General features: G+C 55.5%; 12 protein-coding genes. 4 read left to right on the forward strand and 8 right to left on the reverse strand.

The features are described 5' to 3' along the window. The first annotated feature begins 33 nt into the window (after nucleotides 1-33). Nucleotides 34-774, forward strand: a complete 741-nt coding sequence (locus TRESADRAFT_RS11670) for a GltB/FmdC/FwdC-like GXGXG domain-containing protein (protein WP_002705909.1) — start codon at nucleotides 34-36, stop codon at nucleotides 772-774. 75 nt (nucleotides 775-849) lie between these two features. On the opposite strand, the gene msrA is transcribed toward TRESADRAFT_RS11670, so the two are convergent. From msrA to TRESADRAFT_RS11685, 3 genes are all read right to left on the reverse strand, one after another. Then, nucleotides 850-1,332, reverse strand: a complete 483-nt coding sequence (gene msrA, locus TRESADRAFT_RS11675) for a peptide-methionine (S)-S-oxide reductase MsrA (RefSeq protein ID WP_002705910.1) — start codon at nucleotides 1,330-1,332, stop codon at nucleotides 850-852. Nucleotides 1,333-1,499: 167 nt separating this feature from the next. Further along, complete coding sequence (locus TRESADRAFT_RS11680) at nucleotides 1,500-2,363, reverse strand: LysR family transcriptional regulator (protein WP_002705913.1); 864 nt, start codon at nucleotides 2,361-2,363, stop codon at nucleotides 1,500-1,502. A 412-nt stretch (nucleotides 2,364-2,775) separates the two neighbouring features. Beyond that, the gene (locus tag TRESADRAFT_RS11685; RefSeq protein WP_002705914.1) at nucleotides 2,776-4,767 is read right to left on the reverse strand and encodes an oxidoreductase; all 1,992 of its coding nucleotides are present in this window, start codon (nucleotides 4,765-4,767) and stop codon (nucleotides 2,776-2,778) included. A 151-nt stretch (nucleotides 4,768-4,918) separates the two neighbouring features. Here TRESADRAFT_RS11685 and TRESADRAFT_RS11690 point away from each other — a divergent pair, with 151 nt between their 5' ends. Beyond that, nucleotides 4,919-5,998 (forward strand): biotin--[acetyl-CoA-carboxylase] ligase, encoded by a 1,080-nt coding sequence (locus tag TRESADRAFT_RS11690; RefSeq protein WP_002705917.1) that lies wholly within the window; start codon nucleotides 4,919-4,921, stop codon nucleotides 5,996-5,998. Nucleotides 5,999-6,192: 194 nt separating this feature from the next. Here the strand turns inward: TRESADRAFT_RS11690 and TRESADRAFT_RS11695 are convergent, their stop codons facing one another. Then, entirely contained in the window at nucleotides 6,193-7,977 is a 1,785-nt protein-coding gene (locus tag TRESADRAFT_RS11695; RefSeq protein WP_002705919.1) for a hypothetical protein, read from the reverse strand. Nucleotides 7,978-8,144: 167 nt separating this feature from the next. After that, nucleotides 8,145-9,011 (reverse strand): AraC family transcriptional regulator, encoded by an 867-nt coding sequence (locus TRESADRAFT_RS11700; RefSeq protein ID WP_002705921.1) that lies wholly within the window; start codon nucleotides 9,009-9,011, stop codon nucleotides 8,145-8,147. 129 nt (nucleotides 9,012-9,140) lie between these two features. Here TRESADRAFT_RS11700 and TRESADRAFT_RS11705 point away from each other — a divergent pair, with 129 nt between their 5' ends. Beyond that, complete coding sequence (locus TRESADRAFT_RS11705) at nucleotides 9,141-10,607, forward strand: MATE family efflux transporter (RefSeq protein ID WP_245534354.1); 1,467 nt, start codon at nucleotides 9,141-9,143, stop codon at nucleotides 10,605-10,607. A gap of 120 nt (nucleotides 10,608-10,727) precedes the next feature. Here the strand turns inward: TRESADRAFT_RS11705 and TRESADRAFT_RS11710 are convergent, their stop codons facing one another. Next, nucleotides 10,728-10,997 (reverse strand): ACT domain-containing protein, encoded by a 270-nt coding sequence (locus tag TRESADRAFT_RS11710; RefSeq protein ID WP_040843048.1) that lies wholly within the window; start codon nucleotides 10,995-10,997, stop codon nucleotides 10,728-10,730. A 482-nt stretch (nucleotides 10,998-11,479) separates the two neighbouring features. Next, complete coding sequence (locus tag TRESADRAFT_RS15340; RefSeq protein ID WP_002705927.1) at nucleotides 11,480-12,625, reverse strand: Mbeg1-like protein; 1,146 nt, start codon at nucleotides 12,623-12,625, stop codon at nucleotides 11,480-11,482. Between the two features lie 183 nt (nucleotides 12,626-12,808). Between TRESADRAFT_RS15340 and TRESADRAFT_RS11720 the strand changes: the two genes are divergently transcribed. Further along, nucleotides 12,809-14,242 carry an amidophosphoribosyltransferase gene (locus tag TRESADRAFT_RS11720; RefSeq protein WP_002705929.1) on the forward strand — a complete coding sequence of 478 codons (1,434 nt, stop codon included), beginning with the start codon at nucleotides 12,809-12,811 and terminating at the stop codon, nucleotides 14,240-14,242. A gap of 97 nt (nucleotides 14,243-14,339) precedes the next feature. Here TRESADRAFT_RS11720 and TRESADRAFT_RS11725 read toward each other — a convergent pair whose 3' ends face one another. Next, nucleotides 14,340-16,091: a 1-deoxy-D-xylulose-5-phosphate synthase gene (locus tag TRESADRAFT_RS11725; RefSeq protein WP_002705931.1), complete on the reverse strand. Its 1,752-nt coding sequence runs from the start codon at nucleotides 16,089-16,091 to the stop codon at nucleotides 14,340-14,342. Nucleotides 16,092-16,193 lie beyond the last annotated feature (102 nt).

The following is a 16,193-nucleotide window of genomic DNA, read 5'->3' on the forward strand; positions in this document are numbered from 1 at the left end:
TTTCCGCACGCAAAAAAAGGAGAACTGAAAAAAATGACTGAGATAAATGCTGGAATAAAAATGGATTTCGGCGAGCTCAACGAGAAAATCCGCGAGAGCACCGACCGCGAAATCTCCATAAAAGGATGCACGGGCCAGCGCTACATCGCATCGGGGCTTTCCGGGAAGAAAATCGAGATTGACGGTATTCCCGGAAACGCGCTTGGTTCCTATCTCGACGGAAGCTCGATTACGGTGCGCGGAAACGTGCAGGACGCGACTGGCGACACGATGAACTGCGGCGAAATCGTCATCCACGGGAACGCCGGCGACGCGACGGGATACGCGATGCGCGGCGGCTCAATTTACATCAAGGGAAACACGGGCTACCGCGCGGGAATCCACATGAAGGCGTACAAGGAGCAGCAGCCCGCGCTCATAATCGGCGGCGAGGCAGGCTCGTTCCTCGGCGAATACCAGGCGGGCGGAATCATCGCCGTCCTCGATATTGAGCAGAAAGCCGAGCGGCGCGGGAACGGCACCTTCATCGCGACGGGAATGCACGGCGGAAAAATATACATGCGCCTCCGCACCGGCGCGAAAGTCCCGGAAGTTCCCCCGTACGTGAAGCTCACGCTCGGGCACGGAAAGGATTTGGCGGAAATCAGGCCGTATCTGGAGAAATTCTGCTCGTATTTCGGGGACGTCAACCTCGATTCGCTCATCGAAAGCGACTATGCCGTCCTTGAGCCGAACAAGGACCATCCGTACAAGCAGACGTACTGCCTGAACTAAAAAAACAGCCCGGATACGCGTTTTCCGCATGAATCCGGGCTGTTTTTTCTCTGTTCGGAATGACCGAGGGCACGGTCATTTTTTCCGGCCGCTTTCTTTTAGCTCGCGTTCAAAGGCTTCGGGATTTTTCAGATAATAATCCTGATGCTCTTCTTCTGCCCGGTAAAATGACTTGAACGGCTCTACGGCGATATACGTCTTTTTTCCGCTCCGCGCTTCAAGCTCATTGATTTTTCTTGAGGCGATTTCCTTTTCCTCGTCGGTCTGATAATAAATTGCAAGCGTGTACGAAAACCCTTTGTCGATGAACTGCCCCTGCCCATCAAACGGGTCAACATTCGAAAGAAAAATGTCGAGCAGTTTTTCGTAGCTCACGTTTTTCGGCTCGTATTCAAGCTCAATCGTTTCCCTGTGCCCCGTCTTCTGGGCCTTTACGTCCGCATAAGCCGGATTCACCTCGTCGCCGCCGGAATACCCGCAGACAACGCTGTCAACGCCATAAATTTTATAAATCGGAGTGACGCACCAAAAGCACCCTCCCGCAAAATAAGCCTTCATTCAACCTCCTCGTATGCGAATGATACACGGGCAGATTCTATCACAAAACATCGCGTCCATGCCCCACACGCTCTTTCGCAGCCGTATAAGGATTTTTGCCCCGGCAACGTGCGGAAACGACGAAAATCCGTCCGCGCCCGATTTTTTCGCTTCCGGAACGACAGCGCTCACATTCCTCCTTTCAGCTTCCTTATCAGGCGCTCGACAAGAGCGATGTCGGGATTGTCCTCGCGGTAGATTCCGTAGACATCCCAGGTGTACGCGTCCTTTATCGGGACGGCTTTTATCTCGTCCGTATCGCCGAAGAATTTCGGGGACACGCCGATTCCGATGCGGTTTCTCACGAGCTGGTAAATCGACTCGCCCTCGGACACGCGGGCGATTATCTCCGGCTTGAATCCCTTTATCATGCACGCGTTGAGCACGTCGTGGTAAATCCTGAAATGCTCCCCCATGCAGACGAGCGGCTCGTCCTTTATGTCGAGCAGGCTGACCTCGCTTTTGTCCCACAGACGGTGCCCGCCGTAGACGTAAATGACGACGCCGATGCTCTTGAGCTTCACCGATTTCAGGTTCGCGCCCGAGCCGCTTCCCACGACAAGGCCGAACCCAATCTCGTTGTTCAGGACGCGGGAAAACACGCTGTCGTTCTCCTGCTCGCGCCAGCTCGCCAGAATCTGCGGGTTGTCCTCCATGAATTTCCTGACGATTGAAACGTCAAGGGCGCGGATTGTCCCGCACGCGAACCCGATTTTGAACCGCTTCTCCCTCGCGTTTATCGCGCCGATGCACGAGAACATCTCGTTCAAATCCTTCGTGACGATTTTCGATTTCTCATAAAAGACTTTTCCGCAGGCCGTCGGGACGAACCCTTCTTTCGTCCGCACGAAAAGCGGGGCGCCGCACTCATCCTCAAGGCTCTTTATGACTTTGCTCAATCCCTGCGGCGACAAAAAAAGTTTTCCCGCGGCTGTCTGAAGATTTTTTTCCTCGTAAACGGTCTGGAAGCATTTTAGGTTGCGTGTGTTCATCTTTGACAATCCCCTCCCCGCCGCACGATTATATCGCAAATCAACTTAAAACTTGCCATCCGGAAACGGGATTTCTGCGGGAACAGGCTTTTCATCATCACGGGGTTGTAAAACGCTCCTCCACGGGCATCCGCGCGGAAAAGGCGATGATTAAACCTTTTCGGAAACATCAGTTTCAGAAAAGGTCAAATGTTTCTATTTCTGAAAGCTGCATGGCGGCGAAACCGAAGCCGCCCGAAAAAAAATCAGAGCGTCCATGCGCAATAAGATGCCTTTTTGAGGAATGCGCCACGCCGAATGGTGAAACGGCACAAAAACTCCGCCCGATACAGTACCGGGCGGAGAAAAAAAGAGGGGTAAGTTATGTTTTCCCGCGCCCGAAGAAACTCCCCGCGCGCGGTTCGCATACATATTAGATGTTGTTCGCTACCTCAAAGGCATCCCAAATTGCGTACATGATGTTCGAAACCTGCCGAGCGTCGCCGAGAAGGTACACTTCGTCAAGACAGTCCTTGAACTGGTTGTAAAGCGAATTCTCGCTCGAATATCCAACGCAGAGAACTACGCTGTCGGCCTTGAATTCCTTTTTTCCGCCAGCTGTTTCTGCACAAAGAACGCCGTTCTTGAATCCAGTGACTTTCGCGTTGCAGCAAACGTCGATTCCGTTGAAAGGAATGAGTTTTTCGAGCATTTCGCGGTTCGCAGAGCAAAGAGGTCCGTTCACAGCCAAAAGTTTTCCCAAAGCCTCAACGATTGTGACTTTCTTTCCTTTCATCGCAAGGTCAAGGGCAAGCTCGCAGCCAACAAGTCCGCCACCAACCACAACAACGGTGTTTCCGGCATCTTTCTTTCCGAGAAGAACTTCCTCTGCGGAGTACACTTTGTCGTCATCGCCGAGCGAGAATCTCTTCGGGCGTGAACCTGTCGCCATAATCACGGCATCGTAAGACTTGTCCAAAATCTCTTTTTCGCCGGCTTTTGTGTTCATGTGAACTTCTACGCCGAGTCTCTTCATCTCGTCCTCGTACCATTTTGCCAGAGCCAAATCGTCCTCTTTGAACGAAGGAGCGCCACCCGGAATCAGGTTTCCGCCCAAGCGGTCGCTTGCCTCGTAAAGAACAGGCTCGTGTCCGCGCTCAGCAAGCACACGTGCGGCTTCGCAACCAGCCACGCCACCGCCGACAACGAGAACCTTCTTTCTGCGGACAATCGGATTGAATCTGTTCACCCGTTCCTTTCCCGCCTGCGGGTTAACAGCACAGTTGATGAGGGAATACGTCTGGATTCGTCCCATACAGCCTTCCTGGCAAGAAATGCACGGACGAATCTGGCTCAAGTTGTTCCTTCGGATTTTGTTTACAATGTCCGGGTCTGCGAGAGTCGGGCGACCGAGCGAAATCATGTCGCAAACATCTTTTTCGAGGCAGCCGAGTGCCGTGTCCGGATTGTCAACGCGGCCTGCCATGATTACAGGAATCTTGACGTTCTCTTTTGTGATTCTCGCAAATTCCTTGTACGGAGCCTTTTCCATGTACATCGGCGGATGATTCCACCACCAGGCGTCGTATGTTCCGGCATCAACGTCAAGAGCGTCGTATCCGTACTGTTCGAGAAGTTTTGCGGCCTCAATTCCTTCTGCAATGTCGCGGCCTTTCTCTTCAAATTTCTCGCCCGGAAGAGCGCCTTCGCGCCAGTCCTTAATCATCGATTTGAGGGAGAACCGGAGCGCGACCGGAAAGTCAGGACCGCACGTGCGCGCAATTTCCTCGCGGATTTCGCGGGCAAAACGCAATCGGTTTTCAAGGCTTCCGCCGTATTCGTCATTTCTCTGGTTGAAGAACGAGATTGCGAACTGGTCAATCAAATATCCTTCGTGAACAGCGTGAATCTCCACTCCGTCAAAGCCAGCCCGTTTTGCGTTGAACGCGCCTTTTCCGAAGCTTTTTACGATTCCGTGGATTTCTTCGACGGTGAGCGGACGGCACGTTTTGTCGAGCCATCTGTGCGGAATTGCAGATGCTGAAACCGGCGGAAATTCTCCGAGGTTTGTAGGAATCGTAACGCGTCCGAATCCGCCGCTCATCTGCAAGAAAATCTTTGCGCCGTAAGCGTGAACTTTTTCAGTCATCTCGCGGCTCGTGCGCACGAACTGAACAGGATTGTACGTTGAATTCGGCGTGTTCGGGAACGAAGGCTTCTCAACCTCCGTGTCCGAGAACGTAACGCCTGTTATGATAAGACCGATTCCGCCCTGGGCGCGGCGTGTGTAGTAATCTATTCCGCGGTCATTCCAGCCGCCCTCGCAGTCTCCAAGACCGAGCGGTCCCATCGGTGCCATTGCGTAGCGGTTCTTGATTTCAAGTTTGCCGATTTTTATAGGCTCAAAAAGTTTCTGATATTTCATTAGATTGTACCTCTTCTGCCCATTCTACCCGCACGACAGCCCCAAATCCATCAACAAAACGTTGAGCGTCGTTTTCAAAAAGGCGATGACGAAAAAACGCCCCCGTCACGCGCTATGGCGAAAAATGTGTTTGTGTTTTAAAATCCCGCGCATGACGACAAAAGAGAAGATTCTTGAAATGATGGGAAAAGGCGAATTCGTTTCCGGCGAGCTTATGGCGCAGGAATGCGGAATATCGCGGGCGGCTGTCCACAAGGCAATCGAATCGCTCAGGAATGCGGGGTACTTCATCGATGCGGTGAAGAACAAGGGATATATGATTTCGCACATGCCGGATGATGTTTCCGGCGAAGAAATCGGACGCATCGCACAGTCGCTCGGCTGCACGATTCCGCCCGTCATGGCGCACGACACAATCGACTCGACGAACACGGAGGCGAAACGGCTCTGCGCGGAGGCAGGCTCGTTCAGGAACGCGGACGGCTCTCTCACCGAGGGCGGAAAGAAGCTCAACAGGCAGCTGATTGTCAGCGGGGAGCAGACGGCGGGACGCGGGCGCATGGGAAGGGAATTCGTCTCGAAGGCGAATTCCGGAATCTATTTCTCGCTCATCCATTCCCCCAAAAACGGCGTGACGAATCCCGCGATGCTCACGGCGGCGGCGGCAGTCGCAGTTTCCCGCGCGCTCGACGAAATCTACGGGACGAACTGCCGCATCAAATGGGTGAACGACATCCTCCTCGAAGTCGGGAACGGAAAATTCAAGAAGGTATGCGGAATTCTTACGGAAGGAATCGCGAATTTCGAGACGGGAACGGTCGAGGCGGCGATAATCGGCATCGGAATAAACGTCAGGAAGGGCGAGTTTCCCGGCGCGCTCGGGGAAATCGCGGGAAGCGTCGAGGACATTCTCGGTGACGGCGCGAAAAAAGGCGTGTCCCGCAACGAAATCGTCGCGCGGACCGCGGCAAACCTGCTCTCGCTGTACGACGCGATGGAAAACAACGGTTCGGACGCGAAAAAGGCGATGATGGAATCGTACAAGGAAAAATCGATGCTCATCGGAAGGACCGTGACCGTGAACCCCGCCGCGGGAATGACGGGCGAGACGTACGGCGCGAAAGTCATCGGAATATCCGACGAGGCGGAGCTTGTCGTCGAGGCGGAAAACGGCGGGACGAAATGCCTGCATTCGGGCGAAGTCTCCATACGCTCGTCGTCGTTCTCGTAATGTTCGGCTTTGTCCGTAAAAACGGCTGCATTATTTTTCATGCGGAACAGCAAAGCGAGTTTTCCGAACAGGTTTAATCTGCCATTCCCCGTTCGGGTGGCGGAACGGAAAAAGCAGTTTTGGCGCATGGACGGGCGTTTCCCCCAAAAAAATCCCCGGCGTGAGTCAAACCTCAAAAACCGGGGAATGTCCCGTCAATCATCGCCGATTCCGGGGAAGCGGAGCGAATCGTACGGCTCGTTTACCTTGTTGTATTCCTTCAGCTCGTCCTTCGTGAACGTTCCGATTCTGACGGAATCCTTCCTGAACAGGTCGAGGTAGACCATGCTGCGCTTGCTCAGCATCTCGCGGCGCTCCTTGCTGAACGGGATGCTTCTCCAGAATATGCCGCGAAGCTCCTTCTCCATCACCTGCGTTCCCTCGATTTCCTTCGTCATCCACGTGACGTAGTCGGCGATGAAGTATGATTTGAGGTCGCCCTTAATCTTCTTCGACTCGATGTACTGGTAATACTGACCGGTGATTCCGTCCTCGGGGTCGGTCCAGTCGACAGCCTTCTCCTTCGCGTACTGCCAGCGGTAATCGGCGACCGCCATGAGGATTGAGACCTTGAGGTTTTTGGGATACATCGGGATTATGAGGCGTCCGCGGCTTGATGAGCGGTTGAGCCTGTCGAACGGCTGCCAGCAGAAACCGAAATCGCCATATGTCGGGATGCACAGGACGAACGGGAGTATGCGGTTTATCATTCCCTTCGACTTTTTCCTGAAGACGGAGCGGTCGTTCATCTCGACCCAGCGCAGGATGTTCGCGACTTCCTCGCGGAACGCGACGCCGTGCGGCGGGCAATGGAAGAATTCGCGGGTGAAAACGGGGAACGGGTTTCCGCGCTTTCCGCAGGACATCTTCGCCATCTGCCGTATCGTGCCGAATTCGTCGTCGATGAGCGAGCTGTCTATGCTCTCGTCCACGATTCCCTGGTCGCTGAGTTTCTGCTCGAGCGAGATTCCGATTTCGCGCGCCTCCTCAAGCTCCTTCAGATACGTCGAAATGTCCTTGTCGATTTTCTGCAATGCGCGCAGCCGCTCGAATATGTCGGCAAAAAGCCCTTTCTGCGACTCCGTGTACGCCTGCTTCAGCCCGCCGTCAAGACCGATGACGCGCTCGTGCTCGCACAACGTCTCGATTCTGTTCTTGAGCTCGAGCTCCATCCCCTGACGCTCAGCCTGCTTCGCGTTCGCGAATCCCTCAGCCGCCTGAATGCGCCCGTCGTTCTTCGCCTTGAGCTGGAGCAGCTTCTGATGCTCGCCGTCCGCACCCGCGGAAACCCTGATGTGCTTCTCGTCAGTCGCCGAAGGCGCGATGTGGTTCTTCGCGACTTCCTCAAGCCACTCGTCGAGATAGTAAATCGGCTCGCCAATCTCGTTCTTGAACGGCACCTTCGAGAACATCGCCTTCTGCTCGGGCGTGAAGAGCGACGGAAGGACGACGCCAAAACGGATGAGGAAGCGCTTCGCCATGGGAAGCCGCTTGTCGATTACTTTCGGCGACATGACGCGCAAAAGCTCCCACCATGCGTTGACAATCTGCATCCTGTACTGCGCGCGCTCCTTCGGGTCCTGAGTGGTGAGATATTTTTTCAGGAGCTGGTTGACGCGGGCGCCCTGCTGTCCTTCGCCCTCAAGCGCGCTCCTGTAGTAGCTCCCGTTCTCGTAGCTTTTGTCGTCAAAATAATGGGACGGCTCCTCGTCGAAGAATTTCTTCACCTCAAGGATTCGCTCGCGCCTCATGTCAACTTTGTATGGCTCTCTTTCTGGATTTCCGTCGAATACCCTGCCGTCGTCGTCCGCACCGAAGTCGGAATCCGAAAAACCGAAAGCATCGTCACCGAATCCCGACGATGCTCCCGGCTTGGAGTCGTTCACATCCGCAAGCATTGCCGCGATTGTCGGGTCGATTTCATTGTCGATTGAATCCATACGTCTCTCCTAAAAAACAAAAATAATCCCCAAAGACAAACGCTCCCGGAGATTCACACCGATAAAATCGCGCGCGGGAGAAAATTCTTCCTGCGGGCACGCGAAACAGAATCTGATTATATCACAGCTTCGCCAAACATGCCGACCCTGAGCCTTTTTCCGGAATACTAAAGCGCTTTCGTCCGCCGCTTCCTGTATTCGAGAGGATTCGTCCCCGTGAGTGCGCGGAAGCACCTGCCGAACTGCGTGAGCGAGCCGAACCCGCATTCCATCGCGATGTCGAGGACGGAGCGGCTCCCGTCGGAAAGAAGGCGGCACGCTTTCGTAATCCTGAGGCTGTTGACGTACTCGACGAACCCGAAATGCGTCGCCTCCTTGAACGAGCGGCTCAGATGACTCCGGCTCAGCCCGAACATGTCCGCGACGTACGCCAAGCTGACGCTTCCCGAATAATTGACGTTCAGGTAGTCGATTACGGCGGCGATGTGCCCGTTCATCTCGGCGGTGGGCTGCACCGCAACCCCGGCGGACGCTTTCTGGCGCGAGACCGTGACGAGAATCTCGGAAAGGTACGCCCAGACCATGTTCTTCCATCCGTCCTGCGCAGAAAGGATTTCCCTTCCCATCTTCGAGAAAAGCGCCGTTATCTCCGACTGCACGTCCGGAAGGAGCGCGATGCAAGGGTCGCAATTTTTGAGAAGCGGCGCGATGAATTTGAAGCGCGGGCTCTCTCCGCTCAGGGGAAGGTTGTCGTCGGCGAAATACACGTTGTACAGGTTGCAGACCTCGCCCTCGGGATTCACCGCGCGATGGAGGATTCCCGGGGCGATGCAGATGAACGTCCCCGCCGTGATGTGGAGCGTCCTGTTCGCGTAGAAGAACGTCCGCTCCCCGCTTTCGATGTAGAGGATTTCCCACCACGGGTGGAAATGGCGCGTGGGGTTCGTTATCGCGTGCGATTTTTTTATGAGCGAGAATCCGCATCCTGTCGAAGTGAGCCTGTAGTCGTCAGGCTCCGCGCGCATGTTCTGCATAAAAACCTCCGGAACGGCACCAATAGTATACGGACGCAGCCGAATGACAACAGCAAAATACGCACAAAAAAAGCAAAATTCAGCAATAACCGTACAGATTTTTCAAAAACCGTACTCTAGAATGTCGCCATGAAACGGATGGATTCGGAAAAAGAGGCGCAGGGCGGAATCGTCCTCGGCGAGAAGGAAAAAAAGCGCAGGAAGATGATTCTAGAGGGCGCGGAGGTGCCGACGATTTTCGTCATCGCGCTTCCGCTCGTGTTCTACAACAGCCTTCATCAGGTTTTCCAGCTCGTCGACACGCTCATCGCGGCGAACATGGGCGCAGGCGTCGTCAGCACGGTCTCGTTCATATCGCAGATTGAGACGATGCTGTTCGCGGTCGGCTCGGGGCTTTCTGTGGGCGGCTCGATACTGATTTCGAGGAGCTACGGCAGCGGCGACATGGAGAAAGTGCGCGAGCAGATAAGCACGCTCTTCTTTTCCGCAATCGCGATTGCCGCCGCGATACTTCTTGTCGCGCTTCCGTTCGCGCGCCCGTTCCTTGTTCTGCTCCGGATGCCGGAAGAGCTTTTGGGGCAGGGAACAATCTATTTCATGATTGCGATAACGGCGATTCTCTTCCAGTTCGTCAACACGATATACCTCGCCACGGAAAAATCGCGCGGCAACACGAAGACGATAATGTGGTGCAACATCCTCGTCATGGTCGCAAAGACCGTGCTGAACGCGCTGGCAATCCGGCTGATGAAATCGGGAATCGTCACGGCGGACACGGCGATGCTTCTTCTTCCCGTCGCGACGATGGTCGCGCAGGCGTCTCTGACATCAATCGCGGTGCTGAACCTAACCTCGCGGAAAAACCCTTTCAGGATAAGCGCGCGCTGCTGCTCGTTCAGAAAAACGTTCCTGCTTCCGCTCGCCACCATCAGCATTCCCGTCTTCCTCGAGAAATTCATCTTCGCGTTCGGAAAGGTGATTGTGAATTCCATGTGCGCGGGCATGGGAACGACAGTCGTCGGCGCGCTCGGCGTGTCGAACAGGCTCGGGGGCTTCTCCACGAACCCGCCGGCAGGATTCCAGGAAGCGGAGACGAGCCTCATCAGCCAGAACCTCGGGAACAAGAACCTTTCCCGCGCGCTCGGCATCTTCTACAGGACGCTCGTCATAAACATAGGAATCGCGTCGCTCTTCTTCGCCGCAATGCTCGTCTTCAAGGACAGCATCATCCTGATGTTCGCCCGAGGGGACGCTTCGTTCGCGCGGGAAATCGACGCGATTTACACATACGAATGCTGGGATTCCGTCCTCGTCTCGATAAACGCCTCGGTGATGGGGCTTCTCTACGGGTTCGGAAAAACGCGCATATCGATGGTGATAAACCTCGTGCGGCTGTTCGTCTACCGCATTCCGCCGCTGTTCCTCCTCCTCCGCTTCACGGACATAGGAATTCCCGCCGTCGGAATCGCGATGCTCGTGTCGAACGGGCTTGTCGGAATCACGTCGGGAATCGTCGCGATTTGGTTCATCAGGAAAACGAAGCGCGAGAATAATAAACCTGTTCTGAATCTGAATTTTCCGAGCAGGCTACCTTAAAATGCGATGTTCAAAAATTGCTGTCTGCACGTTATCGAACAGGTTTAATCTGTCCGACAAAAAATCGCTTTCCGCATAAAAAAATCCCGGAAGGAAATTCCCCGGGATTTCTGGCGGCATTCAGATTCTGTGCATGGACGTGAAGACTTTCTCCGACATGATGTTTATCTCCACGCCGAGTTTTCCGCTCGTCTCGGCGAGGATTGTGCGAAGCGCATCAATCGTAATGTCCGCATTGTCGAAGCTGACCATCATCATCATGACGAAATTCCCCGATAGGATTGTCTGCGTGATGTCCGCTATATTGATTTTGTGAGAGGCGAGCAGCGCGCTGACCTCCGCTATGATTCCCACTTTGTCGCTTCCGACGACCGTAATTATTGCATTCATGACCGCCATTCTACCCAAACAAAAGGCGTTCAACAAGCGATTGCATTCTTTTTCTCGTTCCAAGTTCGGCTTGGTCGGAGCAATCGTTCGCCGGTGCGCGGGGGCGCACCTTCCGTGCCCAGTGGGCGGTTGCATTCTTTTTCTCGTTCCAAGTTCGGTTTGGTCGGAGCAATCGTTCGACGGTGCGCGGGGGCGCACCTTCCGTGCCCAGTGGGCGGTTGCATTCTTTTTTCCGTTCTAAGTTCGGCTTGGTCGGAGCAATCGTGCGACGGTGCGCGGGGGCGCACCTTCCGTGCCCGAGGGGCGGTTGCATTCTTTTTCTCGTTCCAAGTTCGGCTTGGCAGTGGCAATCGTTCGACGGTGCGCGGGGGCGCACCTTCCGTGCCCAGTGGGCGGTTGCATTCTTTTTCTCGTTCTAAGTTCGGCTTGGCAGGGGCAATCGTTCGACGGTGCGCGGGGGCGGTTGCATTCTTTTTTCCGTTCTAAGTTCGGATGGACGGGAGGAGCTGGAGGATTGAGGTGCCGGCTTCGGAGCTGATTATTTTTACGAAGGCGCGGATGAGGCGCGCGGACTCGTCCCTTATTTCGGGATCGAGGGCGGAGAAAGAGCGGACGATGGTCGCGGCGTTTTTGATTGCGTCTTTCGAAAGCTCGGTGTTCGTCTTTGCGCCGGACGACTCTATCACGCCAAAAAGCGTCTCGACGAACTGCTTCCGCTGATTTTCCGAAAGAGCCGCGAACCAGCGGTTGAAGCCGCGGAAGAAAACCTCGCTGCCCTCGTCGAGCGAATTCTTCCTGACGAACGAGTGCGGGCCGGCTGCCCACGAGAACGGATTGTGCTGCATGATGAATTTCTCGTCGCTTTCGACGACGGAATATCCGCCGAAGTGGTGGAACAGCATCCCGACAATCGAGAACTGCGGGAAGAACGAGCGGATTTTTTCCTTTATCGAAGCGAATTCCTCGCTCGCAAGGTCGGACTCGCGGAAACCGGGGCCGTCAAAATTGAAGATTTCGGCAATCCGCGCCTTTTCCATTTCGGGAAGGTGGGCGGCGGAATAAATCGCGAGGTTCCCGCCTTTCGAGTGCCCGCCGACGCGGACTGCTCCCTCTGTCTCCGCCATCGCGCGGGAAAGATAGCGGAGCGCGGAATCCTGCGCGGGAACGCTTTCCATGAACGCGAGGTTGAAATCCTCCTTCCAGCCGACAATCGTGTCGTCGGTGCCGCGGAACGCGACGAACGTCCCCTCCCCGTCAAGGCTGAACGTCACCGCGGAGAACTGCACTTCCCTTTTCTCGTCGTACTCATCGACGAACGCCCGCACGACAGCGCCCCCGAACCGCGCGGATTTTCCCGCATCGACGAGAAGGTCGCTCGTCCGCGGGTCGAGAAGAACTCCCAAATCGCGCCGCTCATCGGCATCGGGCGCGGTCTCGAACGCGGCGGCTATTTCGGAAAGACGCTTCCCGCCGGAAAAACCGCTTCCGGCAATCCGCGAGATGTCCGCATACGAAAGCTGGCAGAAAATCAGCGCGTCGATTTCGTTGAAGGGGCTTGCGGAGAACGGGATGTCGCCGCGCCATTTCATGTAGTCGGTTATGTCGGATTTCTTTTTCTTGTTTTCCATGCGCCAATTTTATTACCCGACGCGCGTTTTTTCCACCGCCGGGAGAAACGTAGAAAAAACGCCCGATTTCGGCTAGGATTTGTTCCGACGGGCAGCGCGGAATTCAATTCTTCGGGCAGGTCAAATCAAAATTCGGAACCCCGGGATGCAGCAGTTCCGGGATTCTTCTTTCAGGGGCAACATATGGGCGGAATTTTCGGAGTCGTCTCAAAGGACAACTGTTCGCTGGATTTGTTTTTCGGCGTTGACTATCACTCGCATCTGGGAACGAGGCGCGGAGGGCTTGCCGTTTACCGCGAGGACGGCAAATTCCAGCGCGCAATCCACAACATCCAGAACTCGCCGTTCCGCACGAAATTCGAGAACGACATCGAGGAGATGAAGGGGCACCTCGGAATCGGGTGCATTTCGGATTACGAGCCGCAGCCGCTTCTCGCCCGCTCGCATCTGGGCGTTTTCGCGCTGACGACAGTCGGAATCGTGACGAACAAGGACGCGCTCGTAAAGGAGCTGATGGAGAACGGCGGACTTTTCATCGAGATGAGCGGCGGCGAAATCAACCAGACGGAGCTCATCCTTGCCCTCATAAACACGCAGAACACGATTCTCGAGGGAATCCAGTACGTCCAGTCGAAAATCGAAGGCTCCATAACGATGCTCGTCGCGACCGCCGACGGAATTTACGGCGCGCGAGACAAAATGGGAAGGACGCCGCTGCAAATCGGTATAAAGAAGGACGCGCAGGGCTCGATTCTCGCGCACTGCCTTTCGTTCGAGAGCTTCGCGTACATAAATCTGGGATACAAGGATTTGCACGAGCTCGGTCCCGCCGAAATTGTCTACGTCACTGCCGACAGATACGAGATTCTCCAGCAGCCGCAAAAGGACATGAAAATCTGCACGTTCCTTTGGATTTACTACGGCTACCCGACGGCATGCTACGAGGGCGTGAACGTCGAGGCGATGAGATACAACTGCGGAAAATTCCTCGCGAAGAGGGACATGGACGACAATATCCACCCGGACTGCGCCGCGGGCGTCCCCGATTCGGGAACGGCGCACGCCGTCGGATACGCGAACGAGGCGGGAATCCCGTTCACGCGCCCGTTCATCAAATACACGCCGACATGGCCGCGCTCGTTCATGCCGACAAGCCAGGACCAGCGGAACCTCATCGCGCACATGAAGCTCATCCCCGTCCAGCAGCTCATCAAAGGGAAAAGCATACTTCTCATCGACGACTCAATCGTGCGCGGAACGCAGCTGCGCGAGACGACAGACTTCCTATACCAGTCGGGAGCGCGCGAGGTGCATGTCCGCCCGGCGTGCCCGCCGATTATGTTCGGATGCAAATACCTCAACTTCAGCCGCTCAAAAAGCGAGATGGATTTGATTGCCCGCCGGGTTGTCAGGCAGTTCGAGGGCGACGACGTAAGCGCGGAGACCCTCGCAAAATACTGCGACCCCGACACGCCCGAATACGCGAGGATGCAGGAGGAGATACGGAAGCAGCTCCATTTCACGACGCTGCGCTTCCACCGCCTTGACGATATGCTCGACTCCACGGGGCTTGACCACTGCAAGCTCTGCACGTACTGCTGGAACGGAAAGGAATAAGGCACTCCCGCCAAGATAACAAAAACTCCCGCCGAACGGAAAATCCGGACGGCGGGAGTTTTTCTTTTTGGCAATCAGACAGCGCTGAAAATGCCCGTCACAGCGCGGCGGCCGCGTCAGAGGCAATGAGCTCCGGCGTCAGGCGGTTGTCCAGAAGCACGTCGTCCGCCTTGAAGCGGTCAAGAAATTCCTTCTTGTATCCACGGTTTATGACCTTGACGCCGCTTTCGGCACCGAAGAACGACGCGATTGTCTGTCCCCAACCGCCCGAAAGGATTCCGTCCTCGAGCGTGACGATTACGCGGTGCGATTTTGCAAGCTCCTTCAGGCATTCACCGTCGATGCAGGATGCCGAGACGGGATTCACGAGCGTCGCGTCGATTCCTGAAGCAGAAAGGCTTTCGACGGCCTTCTCCCCAAGCTGGAAAAAATCACCGAGCGCGATGATTGCGACGTCCTTCCCGCGCTTGACGACATCGTATGAAAGGTCGCCGTAGTCCTTCCTTACAGCGCGCGAAGAATGGACGACGCCGTTCGAGGGCTGCCGTATCGCGACGGGAAGCTTGTCCTGCTCTATGCTCCAGTCGAGCATCGAAAGATATTCCTCCACGCTCGTCGGCGCAAGATAAAGGAGGTTCGGGATATGGCTGAGCATCTGGATATCGTACCAGCCGATATGCGTGACGCCGTTCATTCCCCAAACGCTCGCGCCGCACACGACGAACGTCGCCGCGCTTCCGTTGACGCAGACATCCTGCTGAACCTGATCGTAGCATCTTTGGAAGAACGTCCCGTAAACGCCGAAGACAGGCTTTCCGCCGCGGCGCGCCATTCCCGATGCCATAGCCGTCGCAGTCTCCTCCGCGATTCCGACATCGATGAACTGGCTTCCCGCCTCGTCGCGCCTTTTTTTGTCGAACCCGAGAATCGTCGGCGTTCCCGCGGTGATGACGGCGACGCGGCTGTCATTCTTCATTTTTCCGAGCAGGAATTCGGCGGAGATGTTCCCGTAGTTCTCCCCGCCGCCCACGCGTCTCGGCTTTCCCGTCCCGAGGTCGAACGGCTGCGCGTAATGCCACGGCTCGCGGTTCTCCTCGGCAAGCTTGTATCCCTTTCCCTTCTGCGTGACGATATGGACGACGACGGGTTTTGAGGAATCCTTCACGGAGCGGAACGCAGTGAGGAGCGACGGAATATCGTTCCCGTCCTTCACGAAAACGTAATCAAGCCCCATCGCGCTGAATATGTTGTCCGCGGATTTTCCCTCCGTGGCGCGGAGCTTCGACAGGGACGTGTACAAACCGCCGTGGTTCTCCGCGATGGACATGTCGTTGTCGTTCACGACGATTATGAAATTCGAGCCCATCTCGCCGGCAACGCTCAGCCCCTCAAGCGCCTCGCCGCCCGAAAGCGAGCCGTCGCCGATGACGGCGATGACGTTCTCCTTCGCGCCCTGCAAATCGCGCGCCTTCGCGATTCCGAGCGCGAGGCTTATCGACGTAGACGTATGCCCGATGGTGAACTGGTCGTGCTCGCTTTCCGCGGGATTCGTGAACCCCGTCACCTCGTCGTACCGCGCGGAATCAAGCCACGCGAACGCGCGGCCCGTCAGCATCTTGTGCGTGTATGTCTGGTGCGAGACGTCGAAAACGATTTTGTCGGAGGGAGAATCGAAAACGTAATGAAGGGCGATTGTCGCCTCAACCATTCCGAGATTCGGCCCGAAATGCCCGCCCTTCTCCGACAATTTGTTCAGGAGAAGTACCCGAATCTCATCCGCGAGCGAGGGAAGCTCCCTTTCACCAAGTTTCTTCAAATCTACAGGCGAATCAATTCCTTCAATAATCATCGAAATCCTCCTAGCAATGGCGTTCGTGGAAAATATATTTGATACAATATAATAGATGCATATCCGCACGAAAATCAAGTGCCGCACCGCCAATCGTTTTTT

It is taken from the genome of Treponema saccharophilum DSM 2985 (assembly GCF_000255555.1).
GTDB classification, from domain to species: Bacteria; Spirochaetota; Spirochaetia; order Treponematales; family Treponemataceae; genus Treponema_D; species Treponema_D saccharophilum.